At 74.6% G+C, this 22,936-nt stretch carries 18 protein-coding genes; 11 read left to right on the top strand and 7 right to left on the bottom strand.

What is annotated here, in order from left to right:
• Positions 1 to 23: 23 nt before the first annotated feature.
• Complete coding sequence (locus ACTWM8_RS27855; protein ID WP_446211530.1) at positions 24 to 953, bottom strand: ECF subfamily RNA polymerase sigma factor, BldN family; 930 nt, start codon at positions 951 to 953, stop codon at positions 24 to 26.
• 469 nt (positions 954 to 1,422) lie between these two features.
• Here ACTWM8_RS27855 and ACTWM8_RS27850 point away from each other — a divergent pair, with 469 nt between their 5' ends.
• From ACTWM8_RS27850 to ACTWM8_RS27840, 3 genes are read left to right on the top strand one after another with little or no spacing between them, the layout of a single operon-like run.
• Positions 1,423 to 3,036 (top strand): AMP-binding protein, encoded by a 1,614-nt coding sequence (locus ACTWM8_RS27850; protein WP_446211529.1) that lies wholly within the window; start codon positions 1,423 to 1,425, stop codon positions 3,034 to 3,036.
• Positions 3,026 to 3,280, top strand: coding sequence for a glutaredoxin family protein (locus ACTWM8_RS27845; RefSeq protein ID WP_446211528.1), 255 nt, complete (start codon positions 3,026 to 3,028; stop codon positions 3,278 to 3,280). Before ACTWM8_RS27850 ends, ACTWM8_RS27845 begins: the two co-directional genes overlap by 11 nt.
• 21 nt (positions 3,281 to 3,301) lie before the next feature.
• Entirely contained in the window at positions 3,302 to 3,952 is a 651-nt protein-coding gene (locus ACTWM8_RS27840) for an HAD family hydrolase (protein ID WP_446211527.1), read from the top strand.
• Positions 3,953 to 3,976: 24 nt separating this feature from the next.
• Here ACTWM8_RS27840 and ACTWM8_RS27835 read toward each other — a convergent pair whose 3' ends face one another.
• Together ACTWM8_RS27835 and ACTWM8_RS27830 are read right to left on the bottom strand one after the other, a co-directional pair.
• Positions 3,977 to 4,630, bottom strand: a complete 654-nt coding sequence (locus ACTWM8_RS27835) for a response regulator (protein WP_088960141.1) — start codon at positions 4,628 to 4,630, stop codon at positions 3,977 to 3,979.
• Between the two features lie 36 nt (positions 4,631 to 4,666).
• Entirely contained in the window at positions 4,667 to 5,953 is a 1,287-nt protein-coding gene (locus ACTWM8_RS27830) for a sensor histidine kinase (protein ID WP_446211526.1), read from the bottom strand.
• Between the two features lie 433 nt (positions 5,954 to 6,386).
• On the opposite strand from ACTWM8_RS27830, the gene ACTWM8_RS27825 reads away from it, so the two are divergent.
• From ACTWM8_RS27825 to ACTWM8_RS27800, 6 genes are all read left to right on the top strand, one after another.
• The gene (locus ACTWM8_RS27825; RefSeq protein ID WP_446211525.1) at positions 6,387 to 7,157 is read left to right on the top strand and encodes a redox-sensing transcriptional repressor Rex; all 771 of its coding nucleotides are present in this window, start codon (positions 6,387 to 6,389) and stop codon (positions 7,155 to 7,157) included.
• A complete protein-coding gene (locus ACTWM8_RS27820) occupies positions 7,154 to 8,524 on the top strand; it encodes a glutamyl-tRNA reductase (RefSeq protein ID WP_446211524.1) in 1,371 nt (456 codons plus the stop codon). Before ACTWM8_RS27825 ends, ACTWM8_RS27820 begins: the two co-directional genes overlap by 4 nt.
• Positions 8,521 to 9,489 (top strand): hydroxymethylbilane synthase, encoded by a 969-nt coding sequence (hemC, locus tag ACTWM8_RS27815; RefSeq protein ID WP_446211523.1) that lies wholly within the window; start codon positions 8,521 to 8,523, stop codon positions 9,487 to 9,489. The genes ACTWM8_RS27820 and hemC overlap by 4 nt, the downstream gene beginning before the upstream one ends.
• Positions 9,486 to 11,066, top strand: a complete 1,581-nt coding sequence (locus tag ACTWM8_RS27810) for a uroporphyrinogen-III synthase (RefSeq protein WP_441142235.1) — start codon at positions 9,486 to 9,488, stop codon at positions 11,064 to 11,066. Before hemC ends, ACTWM8_RS27810 begins: the two co-directional genes overlap by 4 nt.
• A gap of 12 nt (positions 11,067 to 11,078) precedes the next feature.
• A complete protein-coding gene (hemB, locus tag ACTWM8_RS27805; protein ID WP_334571288.1) occupies positions 11,079 to 12,062 on the top strand; it encodes a porphobilinogen synthase in 984 nt (327 codons plus the stop codon).
• A 516-nt stretch (positions 12,063 to 12,578) separates the two neighbouring features.
• Entirely contained in the window at positions 12,579 to 13,079 is a 501-nt protein-coding gene (locus ACTWM8_RS27800; protein ID WP_446211522.1) for a helix-turn-helix domain-containing protein, read from the top strand.
• Positions 13,080 to 13,139: 60 nt separating this feature from the next.
• Here ACTWM8_RS27800 and ACTWM8_RS27795 read toward each other — a convergent pair whose 3' ends face one another.
• The 3 genes from ACTWM8_RS27795 to ACTWM8_RS27785 all read right to left on the bottom strand — a co-directional run bounded on the left by ACTWM8_RS27795 (position 13,140) and on the right by ACTWM8_RS27785 (position 19,083).
• Complete coding sequence (locus tag ACTWM8_RS27795) at positions 13,140 to 16,412, bottom strand: lamin tail domain-containing protein (RefSeq protein ID WP_446211521.1); 3,273 nt, start codon at positions 16,410 to 16,412, stop codon at positions 13,140 to 13,142.
• A gap of 97 nt (positions 16,413 to 16,509) precedes the next feature.
• The gene (locus ACTWM8_RS27790) at positions 16,510 to 17,526 is read right to left on the bottom strand and encodes a GNAT family N-acetyltransferase (protein ID WP_446214700.1); all 1,017 of its coding nucleotides are present in this window, start codon (positions 17,524 to 17,526) and stop codon (positions 16,510 to 16,512) included.
• A 72-nt stretch (positions 17,527 to 17,598) separates the two neighbouring features.
• The gene (locus tag ACTWM8_RS27785) at positions 17,599 to 19,083 is read right to left on the bottom strand and encodes a lytic murein transglycosylase (protein ID WP_446211520.1); all 1,485 of its coding nucleotides are present in this window, start codon (positions 19,081 to 19,083) and stop codon (positions 17,599 to 17,601) included.
• Between the two features lie 38 nt (positions 19,084 to 19,121).
• Between ACTWM8_RS27785 and ACTWM8_RS27780 the strand changes: the two genes are divergently transcribed.
• Both ACTWM8_RS27780 and ACTWM8_RS27775 read left to right on the top strand, forming a co-directional pair.
• Positions 19,122 to 19,343, top strand: coding sequence for an FmdB family zinc ribbon protein (locus ACTWM8_RS27780; protein WP_154941724.1), 222 nt, complete (start codon positions 19,122 to 19,124; stop codon positions 19,341 to 19,343).
• A 153-nt stretch (positions 19,344 to 19,496) separates the two neighbouring features.
• Complete coding sequence (locus tag ACTWM8_RS27775) at positions 19,497 to 22,328, top strand: ATP-binding protein (protein WP_446211519.1); 2,832 nt, start codon at positions 19,497 to 19,499, stop codon at positions 22,326 to 22,328.
• A gap of 52 nt (positions 22,329 to 22,380) precedes the next feature.
• Here ACTWM8_RS27775 and ACTWM8_RS27770 read toward each other — a convergent pair whose 3' ends face one another.
• The gene (locus ACTWM8_RS27770) at positions 22,381 to 22,920 is read right to left on the bottom strand and encodes a phospholipase (RefSeq protein WP_446211518.1); all 540 of its coding nucleotides are present in this window, start codon (positions 22,918 to 22,920) and stop codon (positions 22,381 to 22,383) included.
• Between the last annotated feature and the right edge of the window lie 16 nt (positions 22,921 to 22,936).

Raw genomic sequence — 22,936 nt, 5'->3', positions numbered from 1 at the left:
AGAGTGATCGTCGTCTCAGCGGCTCAGGGCTGGAAACCGTCCGGGAGCAGGCGGGCCAGGGCGCGGACGGCGCGATATTGCAATGCCTTGATCGCGCCCTCGTTCTTGCCCATCGCGCGCGCCGTCTCGGCAACTGAGAAACCCTGGAGGAAGCGGAGCACGATGCACTCCTGCTGCTCCGGGTTGAGCTGCTTGACGGCGGTGAGCAGCGCGACGTTGGTGATGTGCTCGACCACCGCCGCCTCGGGGCTGCCCTCCGGACCCCGGTCCTCCCGGTCGGCGTCGAGCACGTCGCCGGTGGTGACCTCCAGCCGGTAGCGGCCGGACTTGAAGTGGTCCGCCACCAGGTTGCGGGCGATGGTGACCAGCCAGGCGCCGAGGTCGCGGCCCTGCCAGGTGAAGCTGCCGATCCGCTTGAGGGCCCGCAGGAAGGTGTCCGAGGTGAGGTCCTCGGCCAGTTGGCGGTTGCCGACCCGGAAGTAGACGAAGCGGAAGACGGTGTCGACGTACCGGTCGTAGATCAGGCCGAACGCCTCGGCCTCGCCGGCCTGCGCGCGCTCCACCAGCGCCCAGACCTCGGTCGCCGGGTCGGACGGGTCGGGCCGGCTGGGGAACCCGGTCGCCGGGGTCGTGGTCGCCGGCACGGCGGGCAGCACGGCGGTGTCGGCGGCGGGCACGGCCGGCAGCACGGCGGTCTCGGCACCGGACGGGTCGGTCACCGCCGGCGGCTCGCCGACCCGCCGGCTCTGCGCCGGCATGGTCGGGCGGGCCGGCGACGCGACCCGGCCGGCCGGTTTCGCGTTCCCACCGGGTACGGCGGGCCGGGCCGGGGCCTCGTTGTGCCGGTTGCGCCGATCGGAGCCGTGCCCCGGATCCAGCCGCTCGTTGGGCGACGTCCGGGGTGTCGGGCCGGTCAGGCCGGCGGGCCGCTCCGCGTAGCCGAAGGTGGTCACCGCGCCTCCCCGGTCCGCGCGCCGGCCGACCGGGCGGTGCGGCGACGGGTCGCCGCGGCGTCCGGTCCGCCCTGGGCGGGCAGGGTCGCACAGGGGTGTGCCGACGGGCGGCAGATCCCCCTGAGGTGCTGGTCCAATGCGCTCACAGGCACGGGGGCCTCCTCGGGCTGAGGGGTGTCGACTCACGGCAAATGGGGTGAGCCGACCCGAGTGATGATAGGGCCAACGTCACCCGCGCGTGGCAAGTCCGTTACACAGGGCCAAAGTATTTCCCGCCCCGTCGCACCGATGGCGGACCCGTTGTCCGTCGTGTGCGGTTGACTTTCACGTCGCGCTTTGATCCCGAGTGGAAGGTCCAGGTCGGAGTGGAAGTGAACCGCCTTCGGCGTGTCGGCGTGTCGCCGGAAGGGCGGCGTGCCCCCGGCGCAAGCATGGTCCCTCGGGGGCTGCTGTGCCAGACTCAGCGACCGTGCAGGACGCCACTGACAGCTCCGGGCCCGACCTCGCCGACCGGCTCCACCGGACGGCCGCCGACCAGGGCGACCGACCCGCGCTGCACTGGCGCGAGCAGACCCTGACCTGGTCCGAACTGGACGCCCGGGTGAGCGCGGTGGCCCGGGGCCTGGCCGCCGCCGGGCCGGCCGTGCCGACCGACCCGCCGGCGCGGGTGGCGATCGCGTTGCCGAACACGCCGGACTTCGTGGTCGCCTACCTCGCCACGCTGCGCGCCGGGCTGGTCGCGGTGCCGGTCAACCCCGGCCTCACCGCCCGGGAGTTGCGGCACGTGCTCGCCGACTCCGGCGCGACGCTGCTGTGCGGCACCGAGGCCGTCCGGGACCGGGTGGCCGGTCTCGAGCTGCCGGCGCTCACCGCCGTGCACACCACCCTGCCCGAGGAGGCGGGGGAGCCGCCGGCGCGACCCGGCAGCGACCTGGCGGTGCTGCTCTACACCTCGGGCACCGAGGGGCAGCCCAAGGGCGCGATGCTGCCGCACCGGGCGCTGGCCGCCAACCAGGACCAGGTGGGCCGGATCTCCCCGCCGGTGGTCGGGCCCGGGGACACCGTGCTGCTCGCGCTGCCGCTCTTCCACGCGTACGGGTTGAACACGGGGCTGGGCGCGGTGATCCACCACGGCGCGACCGGGGTGCTGGTCGACGAGCTCGGCCCCGGCTGCGCGCTCGACGAGATCGCCCGGCACCGGGTGAGCGTGCTGGTCGGCGTACCGTCGATGTTCCTGGCCTGGTCCACGGCGGACGCCGACGCGGTCGTCGCGGCGATGGCGTCGGTGCGGGTCGCGGTCTGCGGCGCGGCGCCGCTGGACCCGGCCGCCGCGGCGCGCTTCACCGAGGTCACCGGGCATCCGGTGCACGTCGGGTACGGCCTGACCGAGACCGCGCCGGTGCTCACCACCACCCTGGTCGGCGGCGAGCCGAAGCCCGGCTCGATCGGCCGGCCGCTGCCCGGCGTCGAGCTGCGCCTGGTCGGCGGCGACGGGATCGACCTGTGGCGCGACGGCGTCGCGGAGCCGGACGACGACCCCGACGACGACCCGTGGCTCGCCGACTCCTCGCCCGGCACCGACCCCGGACAGATCGTGGTCCGCGGGGCGAACCTGTTCGTCGGCTACTGGCCGGACGGCCGGGGCGGTCCGGACGCGGACGGCTGGTGGGCCACCGGCGACGTCGCCTACGCCGACGACGACGGGGACCTCTTCCTGGTCGACCGGTTGGGCGAGCTGATCCTGGTCAACGGCTTCAACGTCTACCCGCGCGAGGTCGAGCTGGTGCTCGAGGCGCACCCGGGGGTGGTCGGCTCGGCCGTCCTGGGTGTGCCGCACCCGCGCACGGGTGAGACTGTGCGGGCGTACGTGGTGCCGGCGCCGGGGCGTCCGGTCACCGGCGAGGAGCTGCTCGCCCACTGCGCGCGTAACCTGGCCCGGTTCAAGTGCCCGACCGCCGTCGAGTTCGTCGACGAACTGCCGTACTCGGTGATCGGGAAGGTACGCAAGACCCAGCTGCGGTCGGCGCTGTCCCCGGCGACGCCGCCCCGGCCCCGACGCACGGAGGTCCCCGATGTCCAGTGACGCCCGGCTCACCCTGATCACCCGGCCCGGCTGCCACCTGTGCGAGGACGCCAAGGCCGCGCTGGACCGGGTGGTGGCGGTCACCGGCGACAAGTGGGTGGAGAAGGACGTCAGCGGCGACGTCGAGCTGGAGCGGGACTACGGCGACCGGCTGCCGGTGGTGCTGCTCGACGGCAAGGAGCACGGCTACTGGCGGGTCGAGGAGGATCGGCTGCTGCGGGACCTGACCACACCGCAGCTCTGAGGAGGCCCTTAGGCTGCTGCAATGACCCCTGCGCGCGACCACCTGGTGTGGGACTGGAACGGCACTCTGCTCAACGACCTCAGCCTGGTGGTGCAGGCCACCAACGTGGCCTTCGCCAGCGCCGGCGGCCCGTCGGTGACCGTCGACGAGCACCGGGTGCGGTTCCGCCGGCCGATCGTCGACTACTACGCCGAGATGCTGGGGCGGGCGATCGACGCGGAGGCGTTCGGCGCGCTCGACCGGATCTTCCACGACGCGTACCGGGCCGGGCTGACCAGCTGCGCGCTGGCCGACGACGCGCTGGCGGCGATCGCCGCCTGGCCGGGCAGCCAGTCGCTGCTGTCGATGTGGTTCCACGACGAGCTGGTGCCGACCGTGCACACCTACGGCCTGACCCCGCACTTCGCCCGGGTGGACGGGCTGCGCGCCACGGTCGGCGGCGGCCACAAGGCGGAGTGGCTGGAGAAGCACCTGGCTGAGCTGGGGCTGGCCGGCGAGTCGGTGGTGCTGATCGGCGATTCGGTCGACGACGCGCACGCCGCCGAGAGCGTCGGCGCCCGCTGCGTCCTCTACACCGGCGGCCTCTCCGACCCCGCCGCCCTGCGCGCCACCCCCCACCCCACCGCCGACACCCTCACCGAAGCGGTGACCCTGGCCACCCACCTCCCCTGACCCTGGCCCCCGCCGCTGGCGGGGTCAGGCGCGGAGGTGGGCGAGGACGGCCAGGACCCGGCGGTGGTGGTCGGTGTCCGGGGGCAGGTGGAGCTTGGTGAAGATGTTGCGGACGTGCTTCTCCACCGCGCCGTCCGTGACCACCAGGGATTTCGCGATGGCGGCGTTGGACCGGCCCTCGGCCATCAACGCCAGCACCTCCCGCTCGCGCGGGGTCAGCTCGCCCAGCGGGTCGTCCCGGCGGCGCCGGACCAGCAGCTGGCCGACCACCTCCGGGTCGAGCACGGTGCCGCCGGCGGCCACCCGGGCCAGCGCGTCGAGGAACTCGTCGATCGCGGCCACCCGCTCCTTGAGCAGGTAGCCGATCCCGCCGCCGCCCCCGCCCGCGGTGGACAGCAGGTCGTCGGCGTACGACACCTCGACGTACTGGGAGAGCACCAGGATCGGCGTACGCGGGACCAGCTCGCGGGCCCGGACGGCCGCGCGCAGCCCCTCGTCGGTGTGCGTGGGTGGCATCCGCACGTCCACGATCGAAACGTCCGGCCGGTGCGCCACCACCGCCTCCACCAGCGCCTCACCGTCCCCGACGGCGGCCACCACCTCGTGTCCCTGCTCGGTGAGCAGCCGGACCAGGCCCTCCCGGAGCAGTACGGCGTCGTCGGCGATCAGTACTCGCATGTCGCGGTGTCTACCACGTCCGGGCGGGTGCCGGGGTCACAGCGGCAGCACGGCCCGCACGCTGGTCGGCCCGCCGACCGGGCTGTCCACCCGGAGCACGCCGCCGGCGGCGCGTACCCGGTCGGCGATGCCGGCGAGGCCGTGCCCCTTCGCCACGTGCGCACCACCGGCCCCGTCGTCACCGACGGTGACGTCGAGCTGGTCGTCGTGGCGCTGCACGGTCACCGCGCAGCCGGTCGCCCCGCTGTGCTTGGCCACGTTGGTCAGCGCCTCGGCGACCACGAAGTAGGCGGTGCTCTCCACCAGCGGGTCGAGCCGGCCCTTCGGGTTGCCCAGCCGGTCGTCGAGGGTCAGGTCGACCGGCACCAGGCTGCGGCCGGCCAGGGCGGCCACCGCGCTGGGCAGGCCCCGGTCGACCAGCACCGGCGGCGCGATGCCCCGGGAGAGCGCCCGCAGCTCGGCCAGGGTGTCCCGGGTCTGGGCGATCGCCTCGTCCAGGGTCCGGGCGGCGGCCTGCGGGTCGGTGGCGAGCTGCTGCCGGGCCCGGCTGAGGTCCATCGCCAGCCGGACCAGTCGCTGCTGGGGGCCGTCGTGGATGTCCCGTTCCAGCCGGCGCAGGGCCGCCGCCTCGGCCGACACCGCCGCCCGCTTCTGCTCCTCCAGCACGGTGATCCGGTCGCGCATCTCGGCCACGCCGGTGAGGAGGCCGCGCGCGAAGCCGGCCTGGAGCAGCGCGGAGCCGCGGACCACGATCGGCAGGGTGAGCAGGAAGATCAGGCCGATCGCGGTGTTCAGGCCGATCCGGGCCACCGGCCCGTCGCCGAGACCGAGCAGGTCGGCGAGGCTGCGGTCGTCCGGGCCGTAGGGGAGGGCCCAGTCGTACGCGGGGTAGAGGGTGCCGGCGAGCGCGACGACCCACCAGGCGACGGTGATGGCGAACGTGACAACCGCCACCACCGACCGGGCGATGCCGTGCGCCAGGTCGAGCCAGGACTGCCCGTCCCGGATCGGGGTGAAGATCCGTCGCCAGGCGCCGGCCGCCGGTGGCGGGGTCAGGTAGCGGGGGCGGATCCGGGGCATCCGGAGCACCGTGGGCAGCCGCAGCCGCTCCACGTCGGCCAGCCCCCGCGCGGTGTAGAGCGTGCCGGTCATGATCGGCAGGCCCACCACCAGCACCGCCAACCCGACGCCGAGCGCGAGGCCGGCCGTCAGCACCACCAGGCCAAACAGCGCCAGGGGGAGGCCGAGCAGGACGTACCCGGTGTCGCGCATCAGCTGGCGGCTCACGCTCGGTACCGGCGTGACCGCGGTGGCGGTGGTCATGCTCCGAGGCTAGGGACGCCGGGCCCGGAATGCCCACCCGGCGGGCTGCCCCGTTCGGGGTCGGGTTGGCCCTACCGCCGGCCGGCGCGGCACGCCGGGCCCGGCGTGCCGCGCCGGGTGGGACCGGCTCCGGTGCTGGTGAGGGGTACGCCACGTGCCCGCCGGACCTTGTGTGATTGGTCAGAGAAGTCGGAATTGAGCAATAATCGCCGAGCGGCGCCGGCCAAGGCCGCCGGATCGATCTTGCGGAATGGAGGGCCTGGTGGAGGGGTGTCGCGAGTCAGCAAGATCGCGATTTGTGCACGTCTTCACAAGCGCCTACTCTGTAGTTCCGACGCGCCCCGCTAGCACGGCCGGCACTCTCGGCCGCGAGCGGGGGTCCCGAAATGGCCGGGCACCGGAGCTGGCCGAGGATCGCACCGCACGGAGTCTCATGAGTCAGCACCGTCACCCTGGCGCGCCCGGCCGCGCCGGTGCCGTACCGGCGCTCCCGGATCTTCCGGAGGCGACCGTCGCGCGGCTCCCCGAGTACCTCCGCGCGCTGCACAACCTCGCCGAGAGCGGTCACGAGACCGTCTCCAGCGAGGGGCTGGCCAGCGCCGCCGGGGTCAACTCGGCCAAGCTCCGCAAGGACCTCTCCCACCTCGGCTCGTACGGCACCCGGGGCGTCGGCTACGACCTCGCGCTGCTGATCGAGCAGATCGAGTACGTGCTCGGGCTCACCCAGTGCCGGGCCGTCGCCCTGGTCGGCGTGGGTAATCTCGGTCACGCCCTGGCCGGCTACGACGGCTTCGCCAGCCGTGGCTTCCGGATCGCCGCGCTCTTCGACGCGGATCCGTCCCGGGTCGGCGAGGTGATCAACGGCCTGGTCGTGCAGCACGTCGACGACCTCGCCCGGGTGGCCGCCGAGGAGTTGATCTCGATCGGCGTGATCGCCACCCCGGCCTCGGCCGCCCAGCCGGTCGCCGACCAGCTCGTCGCCGTCGGCGTGACGAGCATCCTGAACTTCGCGCCGTGCGTACTCTCGGTGCCGGAGGGGGTCGACGTGCGCAAGGTCGACCTCGCCATCGAGCTGCAGATCCTGTCCTTCCACGAGCACCGCAAGGCGTCGCTGACCGCGCTCCCCGCCACCGGCGGGTCCGCCCTCACCGCTCTGCCTGGCGGGCTCGCGGCCACCGACACCCAGGAGGCGATCGGCACGTGAAACTGCTCGTCGTCGGCGCGTCCTACCGCACCGCCCCCGTCGCCACCCTGGAACAGCTGGCGGTCGCCCCCGCCGACCTCACCCGGACGCTGGACCGCCTGGTCGCCCAGCCGTACGTCGCCGAGGCGGTGCTGGTCTCCACCTGCAACCGGGTGGAGGTCTACGCCGCCGTGTCCGGTTTCCACGGCGGCCTCGGCGACATCTGCGCCGTCCTCGCCGAGCAGGCCGGCGCCCCGCCGGCGGCGCTGGCCAACCACCTCTACGTGCACTACGACGCCGCCGCGGTCGACCACGTCTTCCGGGTCGCCGCCGGGCTCGACTCGATGGTGGTCGGCGAGGCGCAGATCCTCGGCCAGCTGCGCGACGCGTACCACTGGGCCACCGGGGCCGACTCGGCCGGGCGGCTGCTGCACGAGCTGATGCAGCAGGCGCTGCGGGTGGGCAAGCGGGCGCACGCCGAGACGAACATCGACCGCGCCGGGCAGAGCGTGGTCACCGCCGCGCTGGACCTGGCCGCCGAGCACCTCGACGGCGACCTCTCCGGCCGCCCCGCCATGGTGGTCGGCGCGGGCGCGATGGGCGCGCTGGGCGTGGCGACGCTGTCCCGGCGGGGTGCCGGGCCGCTCACCGTCACCAACCGGGGGGCCGACCGGGCGGTACGCCTGGCCGAGTCGTACGGGGCGAACGCCGTGCCGATGGCCGAGCTCGTCGACGCGCTCTCCACAGTGGACATCGTAGTGGCCGCCACCGCCGCCACCGAACCGGTCCTCACCCTCGACCGGGTCACCCGGGCGCTGGCCGGCCGCGACGCCGACCGGGGCCGGCTGGTCCTGCTCGACCTGGCCGTGCCGCGCGACGTCGAGCCCGGGGTGGCCGACCTGCCCGGCGTCGAGGTGATCGACATCGACCGGATGGCCGCGCTGCTCGCCGACGGTCCGGCCGCCGCCGACGCCGCCGAGGTCGCCCGGATCGTCGCGGGCGAGGTCGAGTCGTTCCTGAGCTGGCTGCGCGGGGCCGACGTGGCGCCCACCGTGGCCGCGCTGCGGGGCCGCGCCGACGACGTGGTCACCGCCGAGCTGCGCCGGCTCGCCCAGCGCCGCCCCGACCTCGACGACGACCAGCGCGCCGAGGTCGCCCGGACGGTGCACCGGGTGGTGCAGCGGCTGCTGCACCAGCCCACCGTGCGGGTCCGCCAGCTCGCCGCCGAGCCCGGCGGCGACCAGTACGCCGCCCTGCTGCGGGAGCTGTTCGACCTCCAGGTGCCGCAGACCTCGCCGGTCGACACCGTTCCCGACGTCGTCGAGAACGCCGACGGCCGGCCCTCCTTCGACGTCGTCGACGTCCCGCCCACCGGAGGTGAGCGATGAGCACGCCCCTGCGCCTCGGTACCCGGGGCAGCGCCCTGGCGATGGCCCAGTCCGGCCACGTCGCCGAGGCCCTGACCGCGGCCACCGGCCGCGAGGTCGAGCTGGTCGAGGTGGTCACCGCCGGTGACCGCTCGGCGGCCCCGGTGCACCGGCTCGGCGTCGGCGTCTTCGTCTCCGCCCTGCGCGACGCGCTGACCGCCGGCACCATCGACCTCGCGGTGCACTCGTACAAGGACCTGCCCACCGCCGCGGCGGCCGGGCTGCACATCGCGGCGGTGCCGCCCCGGCAGGACCCGCGCGACGCGCTGGTCGCCACGGGCGGTCGTACCCTCGCCGAGCTGCCGCCGGGCGCCGTGGTCGGCACCGGCGCGCTGCGCCGGATCGCCCAGCTGCACGCCCTCGGGCTGCAGCTGGAGGTCACCCCGATGCGGGGCAACGTGGACAGCCGCCTGCGGCGGGTGCTCGGCCCGGAGGCCGACCTCGACGCCGTCGTCCTGGCCCGGGCCGGCCTGGCCCGGCTGGGCCGGACCGACGTGATCACGGAAACGCTCGACCCGATGCTGATGCTGCCCGCGCCCGCCCAGGGCGCGCTGGCGGTGGAGTGCCGGGCCGACGACCACGACCTGGTTGAGCTGCTCGCGGTGCTCGACCACGCACCGTCCCGGGCCGCGGTCACCGCGGAACGGGCGTTGCTGGCCACCCTGGAGGCCGGATGCTCCGCTCCGGTCGCCGCCTACGCCGAACTCGCCGAGGGCGACGCCGGTGAAGAGATCTACCTGCGCGGGGCGGTGATCAGCCCGGACGGCACCCGAGACCTCCGGCTGTCCCGCACCGGTACGCCCGCCGACGCGGCGGAGATCGGCAAGGCACTCGCCGCCGAACTCCTCGAACTCGGCGCCGACTCGATCCTCGGCCACGAAGGACACACCGGCCCGGGGACCCAGCAATTTGGGAGCACAGAATGACCCGCACCCGTAAGCCCGTAGGCCGGATCGCGTTCGTCGGGGCCGGCCCCGGCGACCCGGGCCTGCTGACCCGCCGGGCGCACGACGCCCTGGTCGACGCCGACCAGGTGGTGTACGACCGGGGGGTCCCCGAGTCGCTGCTCGACGCCGTCCGCGCCCAGGCCAGGTCCGACGCCCAGTTCACGCCCGCCGAGGGTGTGCCGGGCGACGTGGCCAAGGTGCTCATCTCCGCCGCCCGGTCCGGGCTGAACGCGGTGCACCTGGTCGCCGGCGACCCGTTCGGCCACGACTCGGTGGTCAAGGAGGTGCAGGCGGTGGCGCGTACCGCCGCACACTTCGAGGTGGTCCCGGGGGTCGGCCAGGCCGAGGGTGTCGCCACGTACGCCGGTGTTCCGCTGCCGGGCGTGCGCACCGCCGCCGACGTCGAGGACGTCAGCACGCTGGACTTCGACGCGCTGGCCGCGGCCGTCGGCCGGGGCTCGCTGGCCCTCGCGGTCGACGCGGGCGACCTCGCCGCCATCCGGGACGGCCTGCTGGCCGCCGGGGTGGACGGCACCACCGGCGTCGGGGTGACCGGCGACGGCACCGGCGAGACGCAGTACACCACCACGTCGACTGTCGACTCCTTCGTCGCGGCGGCGCTCGGCTTCACCGGCCGGGTCGTGCTCACCGTCGGTGAGGGCGTCGCCCAGCGCGACAAGCTGAGCTGGTGGGAGAACCGCCCGCTGTACGGCTGGAAGGTGCTGGTGCCCCGCACCAAGGAGCAGGCCGGTGCGATGAGCGCCCGGCTGCGCGCGTACGGGGCGATCCCGTGCGAGGTGCCGACCATCGCGGTCGAGCCGCCGCGCACCCCGGCCCAGATGGAGCGGGCGGTCAAGGGCCTGGTCGACGGCCGGTACGCCTGGGTGATCTTCACCTCGGTCAACGCCGTCCGGGCGGTCTGGGAGAAGTTCGCCGAGCACGGTCTGGACGCCCGCCACTTCGGCGGCGTCAAGATCGCCTGCATCGGCGAGGCGACCGCCGACGCGGTGCGCGCCTTCGGCATCCAGCCGGAGCTGGTCCCGTCCGGGGAGCAGTCCTCCGAGGGGCTGCTGGCCGAGTTCTCGCCGCACGACGAGATCCTCGACCCGGTGGGCCGGGTGCTGCTGCCGCGCGCCGACATCGCCACCGAGACGCTCGCCGCCGGGCTCACCGAGCGCGGCTGGGAGGTCGACGACGTGACCGCGTACCGGACCGTCCGGGCCGCCCCGCCGCCCGCCGAGATCCGGGACGCGATCAAGTCGGGCGGGTTCGACGCGGTGCTCTTCACCTCGTCCTCCACCGTCCGGAACCTGGTCGGTATCGCCGGGAAGCCGCACGCGCGTACCGTTGTTGCTGTTATCGGGCCCAAGACGGCGGAGACGGCGACGGAGTTCGGCCTGCGGGTCGACGTGCAGCCTGCGCACGCCTCGGTGCCCGACCTGGTGGAGGCGCTCGCCGCCTACGCCGTCGAGTTGCGGGAGAAGCTGGCCGCCATGCCGGCCAAGCAGCGCCGCGGCTCGAAGGTGCAGGGGCCGACCGCCCTGAGGTTCCGCTGACAGGAGGCTCCCGTGCCGTACCCCGAGATCCGGCCCCGCCGGCTGCGCCGTAACGCGGCCGTGCGGCGGCTGGTCTCCGAGACCCGCGTCGACCCGGCCGAGCTGGTCGTGCCGATGTTCGTCAAGGAGGGGCTGACCGAGCCACGAGCCGTCGCGTCGCTCCCGGGGGTGCTCCAGCACTCCCGGGACTCGCTGCGCAAGGCCGCCGTCGAGGCGGTCCAGGCCGGCGTGGGCGGAATCATGCTCTTCGGGGTGCCGGCGTCGCGGGACGCGACCGGCTCCGGCGGCATCGACCCGGACGGCATCCTCAACGTCGCCATCCGGGACGTCGTCTCCGAGGTGGGCGACGCCACCGTGGTGATGAGCGACCTCTGCCTGGACGAGTTCACCTCGCACGGACACTGCGGGCTGCTCACCCCGGACGGCGGCGTCGACAACGACGCCACCCTGGCCGCGTACGCCGAGATGGCGGTGGCCCAGGCCGCCGCCGGCGTCGGCGTGGTCGGGCCGTCCGGGATGATGGACGGCCAGGTCGGCGTGGTCCGCCGGGCGCTCGACGCCGCCGGTCACCAGGACGTCGCGGTGCTGGCGTACGCGGTGAAGTACGCCTCGGCCTTCTACGGTCCGTTCCGCGACGCCGTCGAGTCGGCGCTGGAGGGCGACCGCCGCACCTACCAGCAGGACCCGGCCAACCTGCGCGAGTCGCTGCGCGAGGTCGAACTGGACGTCGCCGAGGGCGCCGACATGGTGATGGTCAAGCCGGCGCTGCCCTACCTCGACGTGGTCGCGGCGGTCCGGGCCGCGGTGGACGTCCCGGTCGCCGCCTACCAGGTCTCCGGCGAGTACGCGATGGTCGAGGCGGCCGCCGCGAACGGCTGGATCGACCGGGAGCGGGTGATCCTGGAGACGCTCACCTCGATCCGCCGGGCCGGCGCGCAGATCATCCTCACCTACTGGGCGGTCGAGGCCGCCCAGCTGCTCCGCCAGCGCTACTGAGCCGGCGGCGGGCGCGGAGCCCGCGACGGTGAACCCGGACAGCCGGTAGCCCCGCCGGCGGCGCCCGCTGGTGCCGCCGCCGCTGTCCTTTCGCACACGCCGCTCCTGGCTGTCGCGTAAGTGGTGGTGGCCCTGCCTGTGGCGTAGGCGGCCCCCTCGCCTGCGGCGTAGCCGGCGCCCCTGCCTGTGGCGCCCCTGCCCGTGGCGCACGCCCCTGCCCGTGCACGCCCCTGCCCGTGCACGCCCCTGCCCCTGCACGCCTCTGCCCGTGCACGCCCCTGCACTCGGCGCTGCCGCCACCTCCCTGTCCCGCACGCTTTGCTCTGCTGCCGCCACCGCAACGGTGGAGCGCTTCCAGTGTTGCCGTCGGGACAGCAGAGCAAAGCGTGCGAGAGGGGTGGTCGGTGGTCGGGGCTGCCCGGCCAGCGCGTCAGCCTCCACCACAGCGGCACGGGTTTTCCACAGCCCTGTCCACAGGGCTTGCCGCTGGTGGAGGGCGGCCGGCAGGGTGCCGGCATGGCTTCCGCGCTCGACCCGCCGCCCACCGGCCCGACCGTCGGCCAGTTTCCGATCGCCGGGCTGGTCCGCAAAGCCAGACGCATCGCCGGCCTGGGGCAGCGGCAGCTGGCCCGGTTCGCGAGGGTCGCCCCGTCGACGGTGGGCCGGGTGGAGACGGGGGAGATGACGCCCAGTCTCGCGGTGCTGGAACGGCTGCTCGGCGCGGCGGGCCTCTACCTCGCCGTGGTCGACCCGGACGGCCGGGTCATCCAGCCGATGGCGGACTGGGACGACACCCGCGACGGCGCGGGGCGGCGATACCCCTCCCACCTGGACACCATCCTCGACCCCGAGCCGGGGGAGTGGTGGGGCGACATCTACGGCCTGGCCCGGCCGCCGGAGACCTTCCACCGCTGCCCGATCGACCGAGAGGCCCGCCGGCGCCGCAGCCAGTGGGAGGTGCGAGTGGCGCAGCACCGCCACCTGCCGCCGCCGAAGGACATGCGGGAGCGGTACTGAGACGGCCCGCCGTCCGGGGGAGAACCCGGGACGGCGGGCCGTCGCCCGTACGTCGAACGGTCAGTCGTCGTTCGTGATGGTGCCGACCGCGAGCGGGTCGGCGAACCGCAGGTTGAGCGGGCCGGCGACCGCGAACGCGATCTTCTCGTCCGCCTCGACCTTCCGGTCACCGCGCACGGTCACCGGGAAGGCCAGCGAGGTCTGCCCGGCGGGCAGGACCTTGCAGCCGACGTACGGGTCGAAGTCCGACCCGGCCGTGGCGGTCAGGCCGACGGCGGCGGCACAGATCGTCGTCGGCACCGACAGCGGCCGCGACACGGTCGCGGTGAACGTCAGCGTGCTGTCGCCCTTGTCGCCCTCGACCACCGAGGCGTCGCCGACGCGCAGCGACGGCTGGGCGCGGAACCGCGCGACCTGCGGGTCGTGGTCGCTGGCGCCCCGCGACCCGTCCCCGGTGAACTCGGCCGGCCAGTCGGCGTTGATGTGCGCCGCCCGCACCTGCACCAGGTCATCGTGGAGCGCGTCGTTGACGAAGAGGTTGTCCAGCGTCTGCGCCGAGCCCTGGAAGCTGTACGAGTACGCCGCCACCGGGACGTCGGCGACCAGGTTGTCCCAGAGGTTGTGCAGGCCCGCCTCGTACAGGGGGGCGAGCTGGTCCGACGGGGTCGGGTTCGCACCGGTGGCGATCGGGTCGTCCGGGCGCGGGAAGACGTTCAGGTCCCCGCCGTAGACCACCCGGGCGTCCGGGTCGGACCGCTCGATCGCGGTGACGATCGCCGCCCCGTACGCGGCCTGCTCGGTGCGCTGCCCGACCCGGCTGTCCGGGCCGGACGAGTAGTGGTTGCTCAGCGCGTACAGGGTGAACTGCTCGGTCGCGTCCGGCGCGGCCTTCACCATGAACTTGCCCAGCTGGGGCGCGCGGGTGAAGACGTTGTTGCCGTCCTTGCCGGTCGACGTGTCCGTGTCCGCCGGGAGCACCGCGTTGAGCGCCTTCGGGTTCTGCACGTCCACGTTGGACGGCAGGCCGGCCGCGCGGTACTCCACCGTCGGGCTGGCGCCCAGCAGCGGGTCGGTGGCGGTCGCCTCGGCCAGCGAGAGCCGGTCGGTGCGGTACAGGAAGGCCGAGGTGATGCCGCGGGCGTCCGCGCCGGTCCGGTCGTACGCCGCGGCGTACGCCGGGCCACCGGCGGCGGCGATGGCGAGCGCCAGGTCCTGGAGGGTGTCCGGGGCGCCGTCGGCGTTGTTGCTGTCACCGCAGGCCAGCTCGGTGCCGGAGACCGTGCAGATGTCCTGGTCCTCGGCCTCCTGCACCAGGATCAGGTCCGGCGAGTGCAGGTCGGTCCGGATCTGGTCGGCGAGCTCGGTCAGGTGCTCCCGGTAGTCGGCCTCGTCGGCCGGCACGTAGTCGAACGGCGGCGAGACGCCGGTGCAGCCCGCGTTGCCGGTGAAGTCGCAGCCGTCGAACGGGTCGTCCCGGTAGTCGTACAGGTTCTCCACGTTGTAGGTCGCCACGGCGACCTCGCGGGACCGGTCCGCCGGCGCGGGCGGGTTGTTCACCGACGGGTCGACGCCGGCGGTGAGGGAGAGCGCCTCCGGCTGCACGCTGAACTTGCTGAAGCCGTAGGAGACCGCGCCGTACGCGTCCGCGGCGAGCGTGTCGAACGTGCGGGCCGGCGGGAGCAGCGCGGTCGAGTCGCCGGCGGTGGCCTTCACGCCGCCGCCACCGAGCAGGATCCGCTGCCCGTTGCCGTTGTCGAAGAGCTGGCCCGACACGTCGTCGAGCGGGTGCGCGTCCCGGAACACCCGGCGGGCGTACGGGTCGGTCCGCGTCATCAGCGGGTCCTCCCGGTCGACCACCCAGACCTCGGAGTCGGCGGTGGAGCCGAAGACGTCCCGGGGGCCGGTCACGCCGCTGCCGGCGCGGACCCGGAGCCGGGCACCCTCGTGCCGCTCCCAGAACCGATCCGCGGCGGTGGCGTCGGCCGGCGGGGTCGCGTCGTCCACCGTGACGTCGGTGTCCACGTCGAGCCCGGAGGCGAGCTTGCGGACCAGCGAGGCGCTGGAGAGCTGGGTCTGGTTGAAGAACTCCGACACCCGGGCGCGCAGCACGACCTCGTCGCCGATGGTCGGCGCGTAGCCGCCGATCAGCGTGGTGAACGAGCCCATGAAGACGAAGACGCCGTCCGAGCTGAGCGGGTCGCCGTCCTCGGCGCCCGTCCGGCTCTGCAGGTAGAAGCCGTACTGGTCGGCGCCGGCCGAGGTGCGGGTGAGCGACTTCTGCGTGATCACGCCGCGCACGTCGTACAGGGCGGAGCTGGTGCCGTTGCCGCTGGCCGGGGCGAGCGGCGAGCGGTCGGTCCGCGGGTTCTCGTCGTCCCGGGTCGGGCCCTGCACCTCGCCGACCGAGAGCACGGTGGTGACCTGGACGGTCAGCGTGCAGGTGGCGGTGCCGCCCTCGGCGTCGGTGGCGGTCAGCGTCACGGCGTACGCCCCGGCGGGCAGGCCGGTCGCGGTGACCGTGGCGGTGGCGGTGCCGCCGGCGGCGGTGGCCGGCGTGAAGGCCGTCCGGCTGATCGAGCCGGTGGCCGGGGTGGGGTTCACCGAGGTGACGGCGAGATCGGTGACCGTGTCGTCCGCGTCGGTGGCGGTGACCTGGCGGGTGGCGGTCGCGCCGGCCTCCAGGGTCAGCGCGCCGCCACAGTTGAGCGTGGCCGGCTGGTCGACCGGGCCGCCGCCGTCCACGGTGTGCGCGCCGAGACCGTCGAAGGTGTCGGTCGGCAGGCCCGTCCACTGGGCGGCCGGGTCGAACGCGTCGGACGGGTCGGTGTCCCCGATGGAGACCGACGGCAGCCGCCGCAGCGTGTTGTCGGCGGTGCTGGTCAGCCCGCTGCCCCACTCGGTACCGGGGTCGACGCCGACCTGGCCGATCGAGTCGAGCACCGCGCCGGCCTTGCGCAGCACGATCGCGTCGTCCCCGTTGAACAGCGACGCGCCGGTGGTCTGGTCGGCCTGGGCGAGCACCGCCGGGGCGGCCGAGGAGGCGGCGAAGACGAAGGCGTCACCGGCGGCGACGGTGCCGTTCAGCGCGACGTTCGTCGGCGTGGTCGAGCCGTTGAAGTAGAGCTGGAGCTGGTAGCCGCCGGCGGTGAGGTCGACCGGGGAGCCGGTGCCGTTGAACAGCTCGACCGCCTTGTTGTTCGACAAGCCTTCGACGTACTCGGAGATGAACAGGTCGGTGGGCGCGGCGATGGCCGCGGTGGGTACGACGCCGATGACCGGAAGGGTGACGGCGGCGGCGGTTGCGAGCGCGGCGTATCTGCGGCGCGGGCGCATAAGGCCTCCACGATGGGTGGACGGGGACTAACGCACGTTAAGTGTCGTTGCTGGCCGCCGTCCATCCCCCGCGGGGAGCGGCGTGGTGAACTCGCGGTCAGCGGGCGGCGTCGAGTCGGTGCACCAGCTCGGCGACGTCCACGCTGTATTCGCACCACTCCCGGTCGGGGCGGTAGCCCAGCTCGGCGTTCACCTTGAGCATCGCCTCGTTGGCCTGGGCGTTCCAGGTCTGCACCTCGGCCAGCGTCGGCTCGGCCGAGCGCAGCTCCAGCAGCATCCGGGCCTTGATCGCCCGGTCGATGCCGTAGCCGCGGTGGTCCTGCACCACGATGGTGTCGTACTGGTCGGCCCGGGTGGGGTGCTGTGCCGGCACCACCACCTCGGTCAGCCCGGCGACCTCGCCGCTGTGCTCGTGCAGGGCCAGCACGATGTACGGCTTCATGCCCCGCCGGTGCAGCGTGTCCAGGCTGTCCCGCAGCCGCTGCGGGTCGTATGAGCTGGGGCGCAGCTCGCCGTCGTCGACGTCGCGCACCTCGGCCTTGGCCCGCGCGTACGCCTCGATCAGGTCGTCCGGCGGGCCGCCCGGGCAGAACTCCAGGTGGTAGCCGGCGCCGATGCCGGTGGCCATCTCGGCCAGCGCCGGCCAGTCCACCGCGCCGAGGTCGAGCACGCTGCGGGTCTCGACGTACTCCCGGGTGAAGCCGAGCGATTCGTAGAAGGCGACGGCCGGCGTGTCACCGACCACCTCGACGCCGATCGACTGGAAGCCCTCCTGGTAGACCCGGCGGCCGGCGAGCAGGACCAGCTCACGACCCAGCCCGGTACGCCGGGCGTCGGGGTGCACCAGTACCTCCAGCACGCCGATGTCGCCGAGCAGCAGCACGTGCAGGTGGCCGAGGATCGGGCCGGGCCGGCCGTCCGGCCCGGGCTCCGCCTGGGCGACCCAGGAGATCCGCCGCTCACCCGGCATCACCTCGGAGAGGTATTCCCGCAGGGAACTCTCCCGCCAGGGCGGGTCCTGCGGGAGATCCGCCGCCAGGACCGCGTTCAGCGTGTCCAGCACGGACGCGACCTCGTCGGACGACGCGGTCCGGGGATCCCACTCGCGCACCATCACCCGTCTAGCTTGCCGTCATCGGCTGCCGGGGGGAAGTGTCTGGTCCGGCAATGTATGCGGACGATCACGTCACGTACGGCTGGACACCCCGTACTGGTTGGCCTTGTCGAAGACATCCTGGGCGTACCGGCGCACATCGTTGTAGGACAGGATGGCGCCCCACCAGTCGCCGGGGATGGTCATGTTCCGGCCCCCCTTGCAGAGGTACCGGGCGGCGGCGAGCGCCGCGTCGTCCAGGTCGTGCGGGTCCTTGCGGCCGTCGTTGTCGGCGTCGACGCCGATCTCCTGCCAGGTGGTCGGGATGAACTGCATCGGCCCGATCGCCCGGTCGTAGACGGTGTCCCGGTCGAAGAGCCCCCGGTCGGTGTCGGTGATCCGGGACCGGCCGCCCTGCCCGTCGAGCGGGTCGCCGATGATCTCCGGTTCGGCCCGGCCGGTCGACTGGAGGGTGGCGCCGTTGGCCTGCCCGTGCCGCGACTCGACGTACCCGATCGCGGCGAGCGTGGTCCAGCTCAGCTGGCAGCTCCGGTTGGTCTCGGCGAGCACCAGCTCGGCGTAGCCGTACGCCTGCATGGCCACCGGCGAGATGCCGACCCGCGCGCCGGTGGTCTGGGCCCAGGCGGCCAGGGCGTCCGCCGGGCGGCCGGTGGCGGGCGGGGCGACCGGGCCGGTCGGCGGCACACCGCCGGGCAGCCCGGTCGCGGGCGGCAGCCCGGGCAGCGCGGTCGCGCCGGGCAGCACCGGCACGGCGGTCGCGCCGGGCAGCGCACCCGGCGCGGGTACGACCACGGCGCCGTCGCTCGCGTCCACGGCCACCGGCTTCGGCGACCGGACGGCCGACGGGACCACCACGGCGCCCACCACCGCGGTGGCGGCGACCAGCGCGACGAGGAACACCCCGGGCAGGGTCAGCCGGCCGCTCGGGCGCCGGGACCAGGCCCGGGTGGCCCGGGCCGCGCCGACGACCGCCTGCCGGGGCGGGGGGAGCCGTACGGCGTGCGCGAACGGCATCCGGCGCCGCCGTCCCGGCTCGCCGCCGGCCTTGGCGTCGGCTTTCGCCGAATCCTTCTCGAGTCCGTCGGTGGGCGTGGCGCCGGTCTCCGCGCCGGCCCTGCTCCCGTCGCCGGTCTCTGCGTCGGTCTTGTCGGCGCCGGCCTTGCTCGTGCCGGCCTTGCTCGTGTCGGCGGCCTGACCGCCGGCCTTTCCCGCGCCGGCCTTCTCCGCGTCGGCCTTGCTCGCGTCGACGTCTTCCCGGCCGGCCTCCGTCGCGTCGGTCGTCCGGGCGTCCGCCTTCGCCCTGCCGGGCGTCCCCGCCCCGGCCTGCGCCGCCCCACCGTCGGTCGGCTCCACGGTGGTCGGTGCGCTGCCGGCGGCGGTCGCGGTCGACGCTTCGGCGGCGGACGGGTCGAGGAAGGGGCGGCGGGGACGGGGGACCGGGGTCGGGTCCGGCTCGGCGCCGGAGCTGCCGATCGGCCCGTCGGGCGGCGTCGCCGGTCGCAGGGGTCGCACCGTCGATGGTTCCTCGCCGCTCGCCACCCGTCGAGTATCACCCATCCGGGTGCGACCGTCAGGCCCGGCCGTACGCTGGGAGCATGCCCCGGTACGAGTTCCGCTGCCGCGCCTGCGGCGACACCTTCGAGGTCAACCGCCCGATGGCCCGGGCCGGTGATCCGGCGTCCTGCCCGCAGGGACACGCCGACACGGTCAAGCTGCTCTCCACCGTCGCGGTGACCGGCCGGGGCGGTGGTGGACCGGTGGGCGGCGCCCCGCCGGCGCCGGCCGGTGGCTGCTGCGGTGGTGGCGGCTGCTGCTGAGCGGCCACGACCGGCCCGTTCGGCGGCGCAGACCTTGCCGCTGACCGGCGGCAATGGCACCTTGGGGCGGACGCCGCCCGGCCGTTCTCACGATGCGTGACGGCCCGACCATAGGGCAGCATGAAGCCGACGTCACGGGCGGAGGTTCCACGCATGTCGCCACGGATCCACCTCCCGAGCGGGTGGGTGACCTTTGTGTTCACCGACATCGAGGGTTCGACCCGGCTGGCCCAGCTGCTCGGGTCGGGCTACCGCCCCGTGCTGTGGGAGCATCGCCGGCTGCTCCGGGACACCCTCGCCGGCACCGACGGCGCGGAGCTGCTGACCGAGGGCGACTCGTTCTTCCTCGCCTTTCCCGACGCGGCGGCGGCGCTGACCGCCTGCCTGACCGCCCAACGCGCGCTGTCCACCCACGACTGGCCCACCCCGGAGGCCACCCCCAGGGTGCGGATGGGGCTGCACACCGGCTACGCGGAGCCGCGCGACGGTGAGTACGCCAGCCCCGAGGTGCATCGGGCCGCTCGGGTGGCCGCCGCCGCCCACGGGGGGCAGGTGCTCTGCTCGGCGGCGACCGTCCGGCACGCCGAACCGCTGCCGTGCGGCGCGTCCCTGCTCGACCTCGGCCTGCACCGGCTGCGCGGCTTCGACGACCGGGAGCGGCTCTTCCAGCTCGTCGCGCCCGGCCTGGAGCGGCAGTTCCCCCGGCCGCGCACCGCCGACGCGGTGCCACACAACCTGCCCACCCAGGTCACCTCCTTCATCGGCCGGGAGACCGAGCGCGTGGAGCTCGACCTGCTGGTACGCCGGCACCGGCTGGTCACCGTGCTCGGTGCCGGCGGCGCCGGCAAGACCCGGATGGCCGTCGAGCTGGCCGGCGGAATGGTCGAGGCGTACCCGGACGGCGTGTGGTTCGTCGACATCGCCACGGTCACTGACCCGGGGCTGGTGGCGTTCGCGGTCGCCGCGGTGCTCGGGCTGCGCCCCGAGCCGGGCCGCCCGATGCTGGACACCCTGGTCGAGTACGCCGCCGCCCGGCAGATGCTGGTGGTGCTGGACACCTGCGACGCCCAGCCGGCGGCCTGCGCCGAGGTGATCTCCCGGCTGCTCGCCGGCGGGAGCGGGGTGCGGGTGCTGGCCACCAGCCGGGAGTCCTTCGGCCTGCCCGGCGAGGTGGTCTGGCGCATCCCGCCGCTCTCGGTGGAGCCGCAGCCGGGGCGTACCGAGAGCGACGCGGTGGCGCTGTTGCTGGATCGGACGGCGGCGGCCCGGGGTGGCCGACCGCCGGACTGGGCGGAGGCCGGTGACCTGCGTCGGGTGGTGCGGCGGCTGGACGGCCTCCCGTTGGCGATCGAGCTGGCCGCCGCCCGGCTCCGGGTGCTCTCCGTCGGGCAGCTCGCCGCCCGCCTCGACGACGTGCTCGGCACCCTGGACGCCGGGCGGGTCGTGCCGGAGCCGCCGGCGGACCGGGGCTGGATGGGCAACCAGCAGGACACCGTGGACCTGGCCGCCGCGGCGGCCGGGAGCGTGCCCCCGTCGGCCGCGCACCGGGCGGTGCAGCGTTCCGCCACCGAGCGGCACCTCACCATGCAGGCGACGGTCACCTGGTCGTACCGGACGTTGGGGCCGCGCGCGTCGCGGCTGCTGCGCTGGCTGGCGGTGTTCGCCGGCCCGGTGGAGCTGTCCACGGTGGAGTGGCTGCTCGACGACGACCCGCTCGACCCGCTGTCGGTGCTGGTGGACAAGTCGATGCTGCTGGCCGAGCCGCACGCGTCGGGCAGCACCTACCGGATGCTCGACCCGATCCGGGCGTACGCGGCCCGCCGGCTGGTGGAGGCCGGCGAGGAGCAGGCCGCGCGGGACCGGCACGTCGCCTGGTCGGCGCACGCGCTGGAGCGCGCCCACCTGGGCCCGGACGGCCAGCCGGTGACCCTCTCGCTGTACGCGCTCGACCCGCTGGCCAGTGAGCTGCGGGCCGCCCTGCGCTGGTGTGCCACCGGGGGCAGCGCCCGGGCCGGTTTGCGGTTGGCCGGCGGGCTGGACCAGTGGTGGCGGGAGCGGGGGCTGTCCCGGGAGGCGCGGCTCTGGCTGTTCCGGCTCTACGGGCGGCTCGCCGAGACCGGCGAGGCGATCCCGGAGGGGGAGCTGGCGGCGGCGTACCACCTGCACTCGCTGCACGCCGGCGCGGACGGTGAGTTCGCCGAGGAGCTGCGCTACTCGCAGCGGGCGGAGGCGGCGGCCCGGCAGGCCGGTGACGCCGGGCTGCTCGCCCGGGTGCTGGCCGGGCGGGCGGCGCCGCTGATCGACATGGGGCAGTTCGCCGAGGCGGAGCGGGTCTGCCGCGAGGTGATCGACTGGGCGCACGAGCAGCAGGTCACCGGCGACGCGCTCTTCGCCATCTACAACCTGGCCGAGCTGCTGTGGCGGCGCGGCGCGTTGAACGAGGCGGCCGAGCTGCTCGGCGCGGCCCGCCCGGTGGAGGCGGCGCGGCCGGTCGAGCGGGGCCGCCGGTCGGTGGACATGCTGCTCGGCATGGTCGCCCTGGCCCGGGGCGACCTGGTCGCCGCGCACGAGCACCTGCTGGTGGCGCTCCGGTCCCGGATGAGCCACGGCTACCACGGCCGGGCCTGCGACACGGTCAACGCGGTGGCGGTCCGCTGCGCCGCCGGCGGTGAGCTGGGTACCGCCGCCCGGCTCTTCGGTGCGGCGCAGGCGACCCGGGCGCAGCTGCGGGGCACCCCGGGCATCTACGGCGGTTACTGGCTGGAGCGCCAGGCCGAGCTGCGCCGGGTGCTCGGCGACGCCGCCTTCGACGCCGCGTACGGCGAGGGGGGCGAGCTGGGCCTGGAGGAGGCGGCGGCGCTGGCGTTGGCGGTGGAGCACCCCGATCTGAGGGCGGACTCGATCCGGTTCCGGACCGCCGGGGCGGCCGCGCCCCGGCAGGGTGGCCCGGGCCGGCAGGAGCTGGACCGCCGGGAGCGGGCCTGACGCCGCCGGGCGCCCCGGTCGGGGACGCCCGGCGGAGTCGACGGTGGCGGGGTCAGCCGCGCAGGGCGGCGCGGCGCTCCGCGTCGGCCTTCATCCGGGCGGCCCGGTCGATGTCGGACTGCTGGACGGCGGCGACCGAGCCGAAGGTGCGGACCGCCTGGTAGTACGTCCAGGCCAGGCTGTAGCAGGCCGGCCGGACGACGGCGTTGTACGTGGCGCAGGACCGCTTCAGGTCCTCGTAGAAGGCGCTGTCCACGCGGGCCTTGTTGGCGGAGAACTGGCCCATGGCCTTGTAGTTGCGGTAGCCGAAGTCGTGCCGGGCGCAGGAGAGGGTGAAGTTGAACCCGAGCGGGTTGTCCGGGCTCGACGAGCAGTAGTCGGTGGACCAGTCGAAGGCGTAGTCGGCCCAGGCGGCCTTGTTCAGCCGGGCGGAGTTCCAGGCGTTGAAGCTGCTGGCGCTGGTCTGGGTCCAGCTGGAGAGCACCGAGAGCTTCTGCTGGGGAGTCACCGCGAACGCGGGCGAGCTCACGCCGAGCATGGCGAGCAGTGCGAACGCGCCGGCGGCGAAGAGGGTGGCGAGTCGTCTGGACATTCGGGTACCTCCGCGG

The sequence above is a fragment of the Micromonospora sp. IBSANI012 genome, from assembly GCF_052814045.1.
Note: the sequence above shows the minus strand (reverse complement) of the source record. Positions and strands in the feature narration are given on the sequence as shown.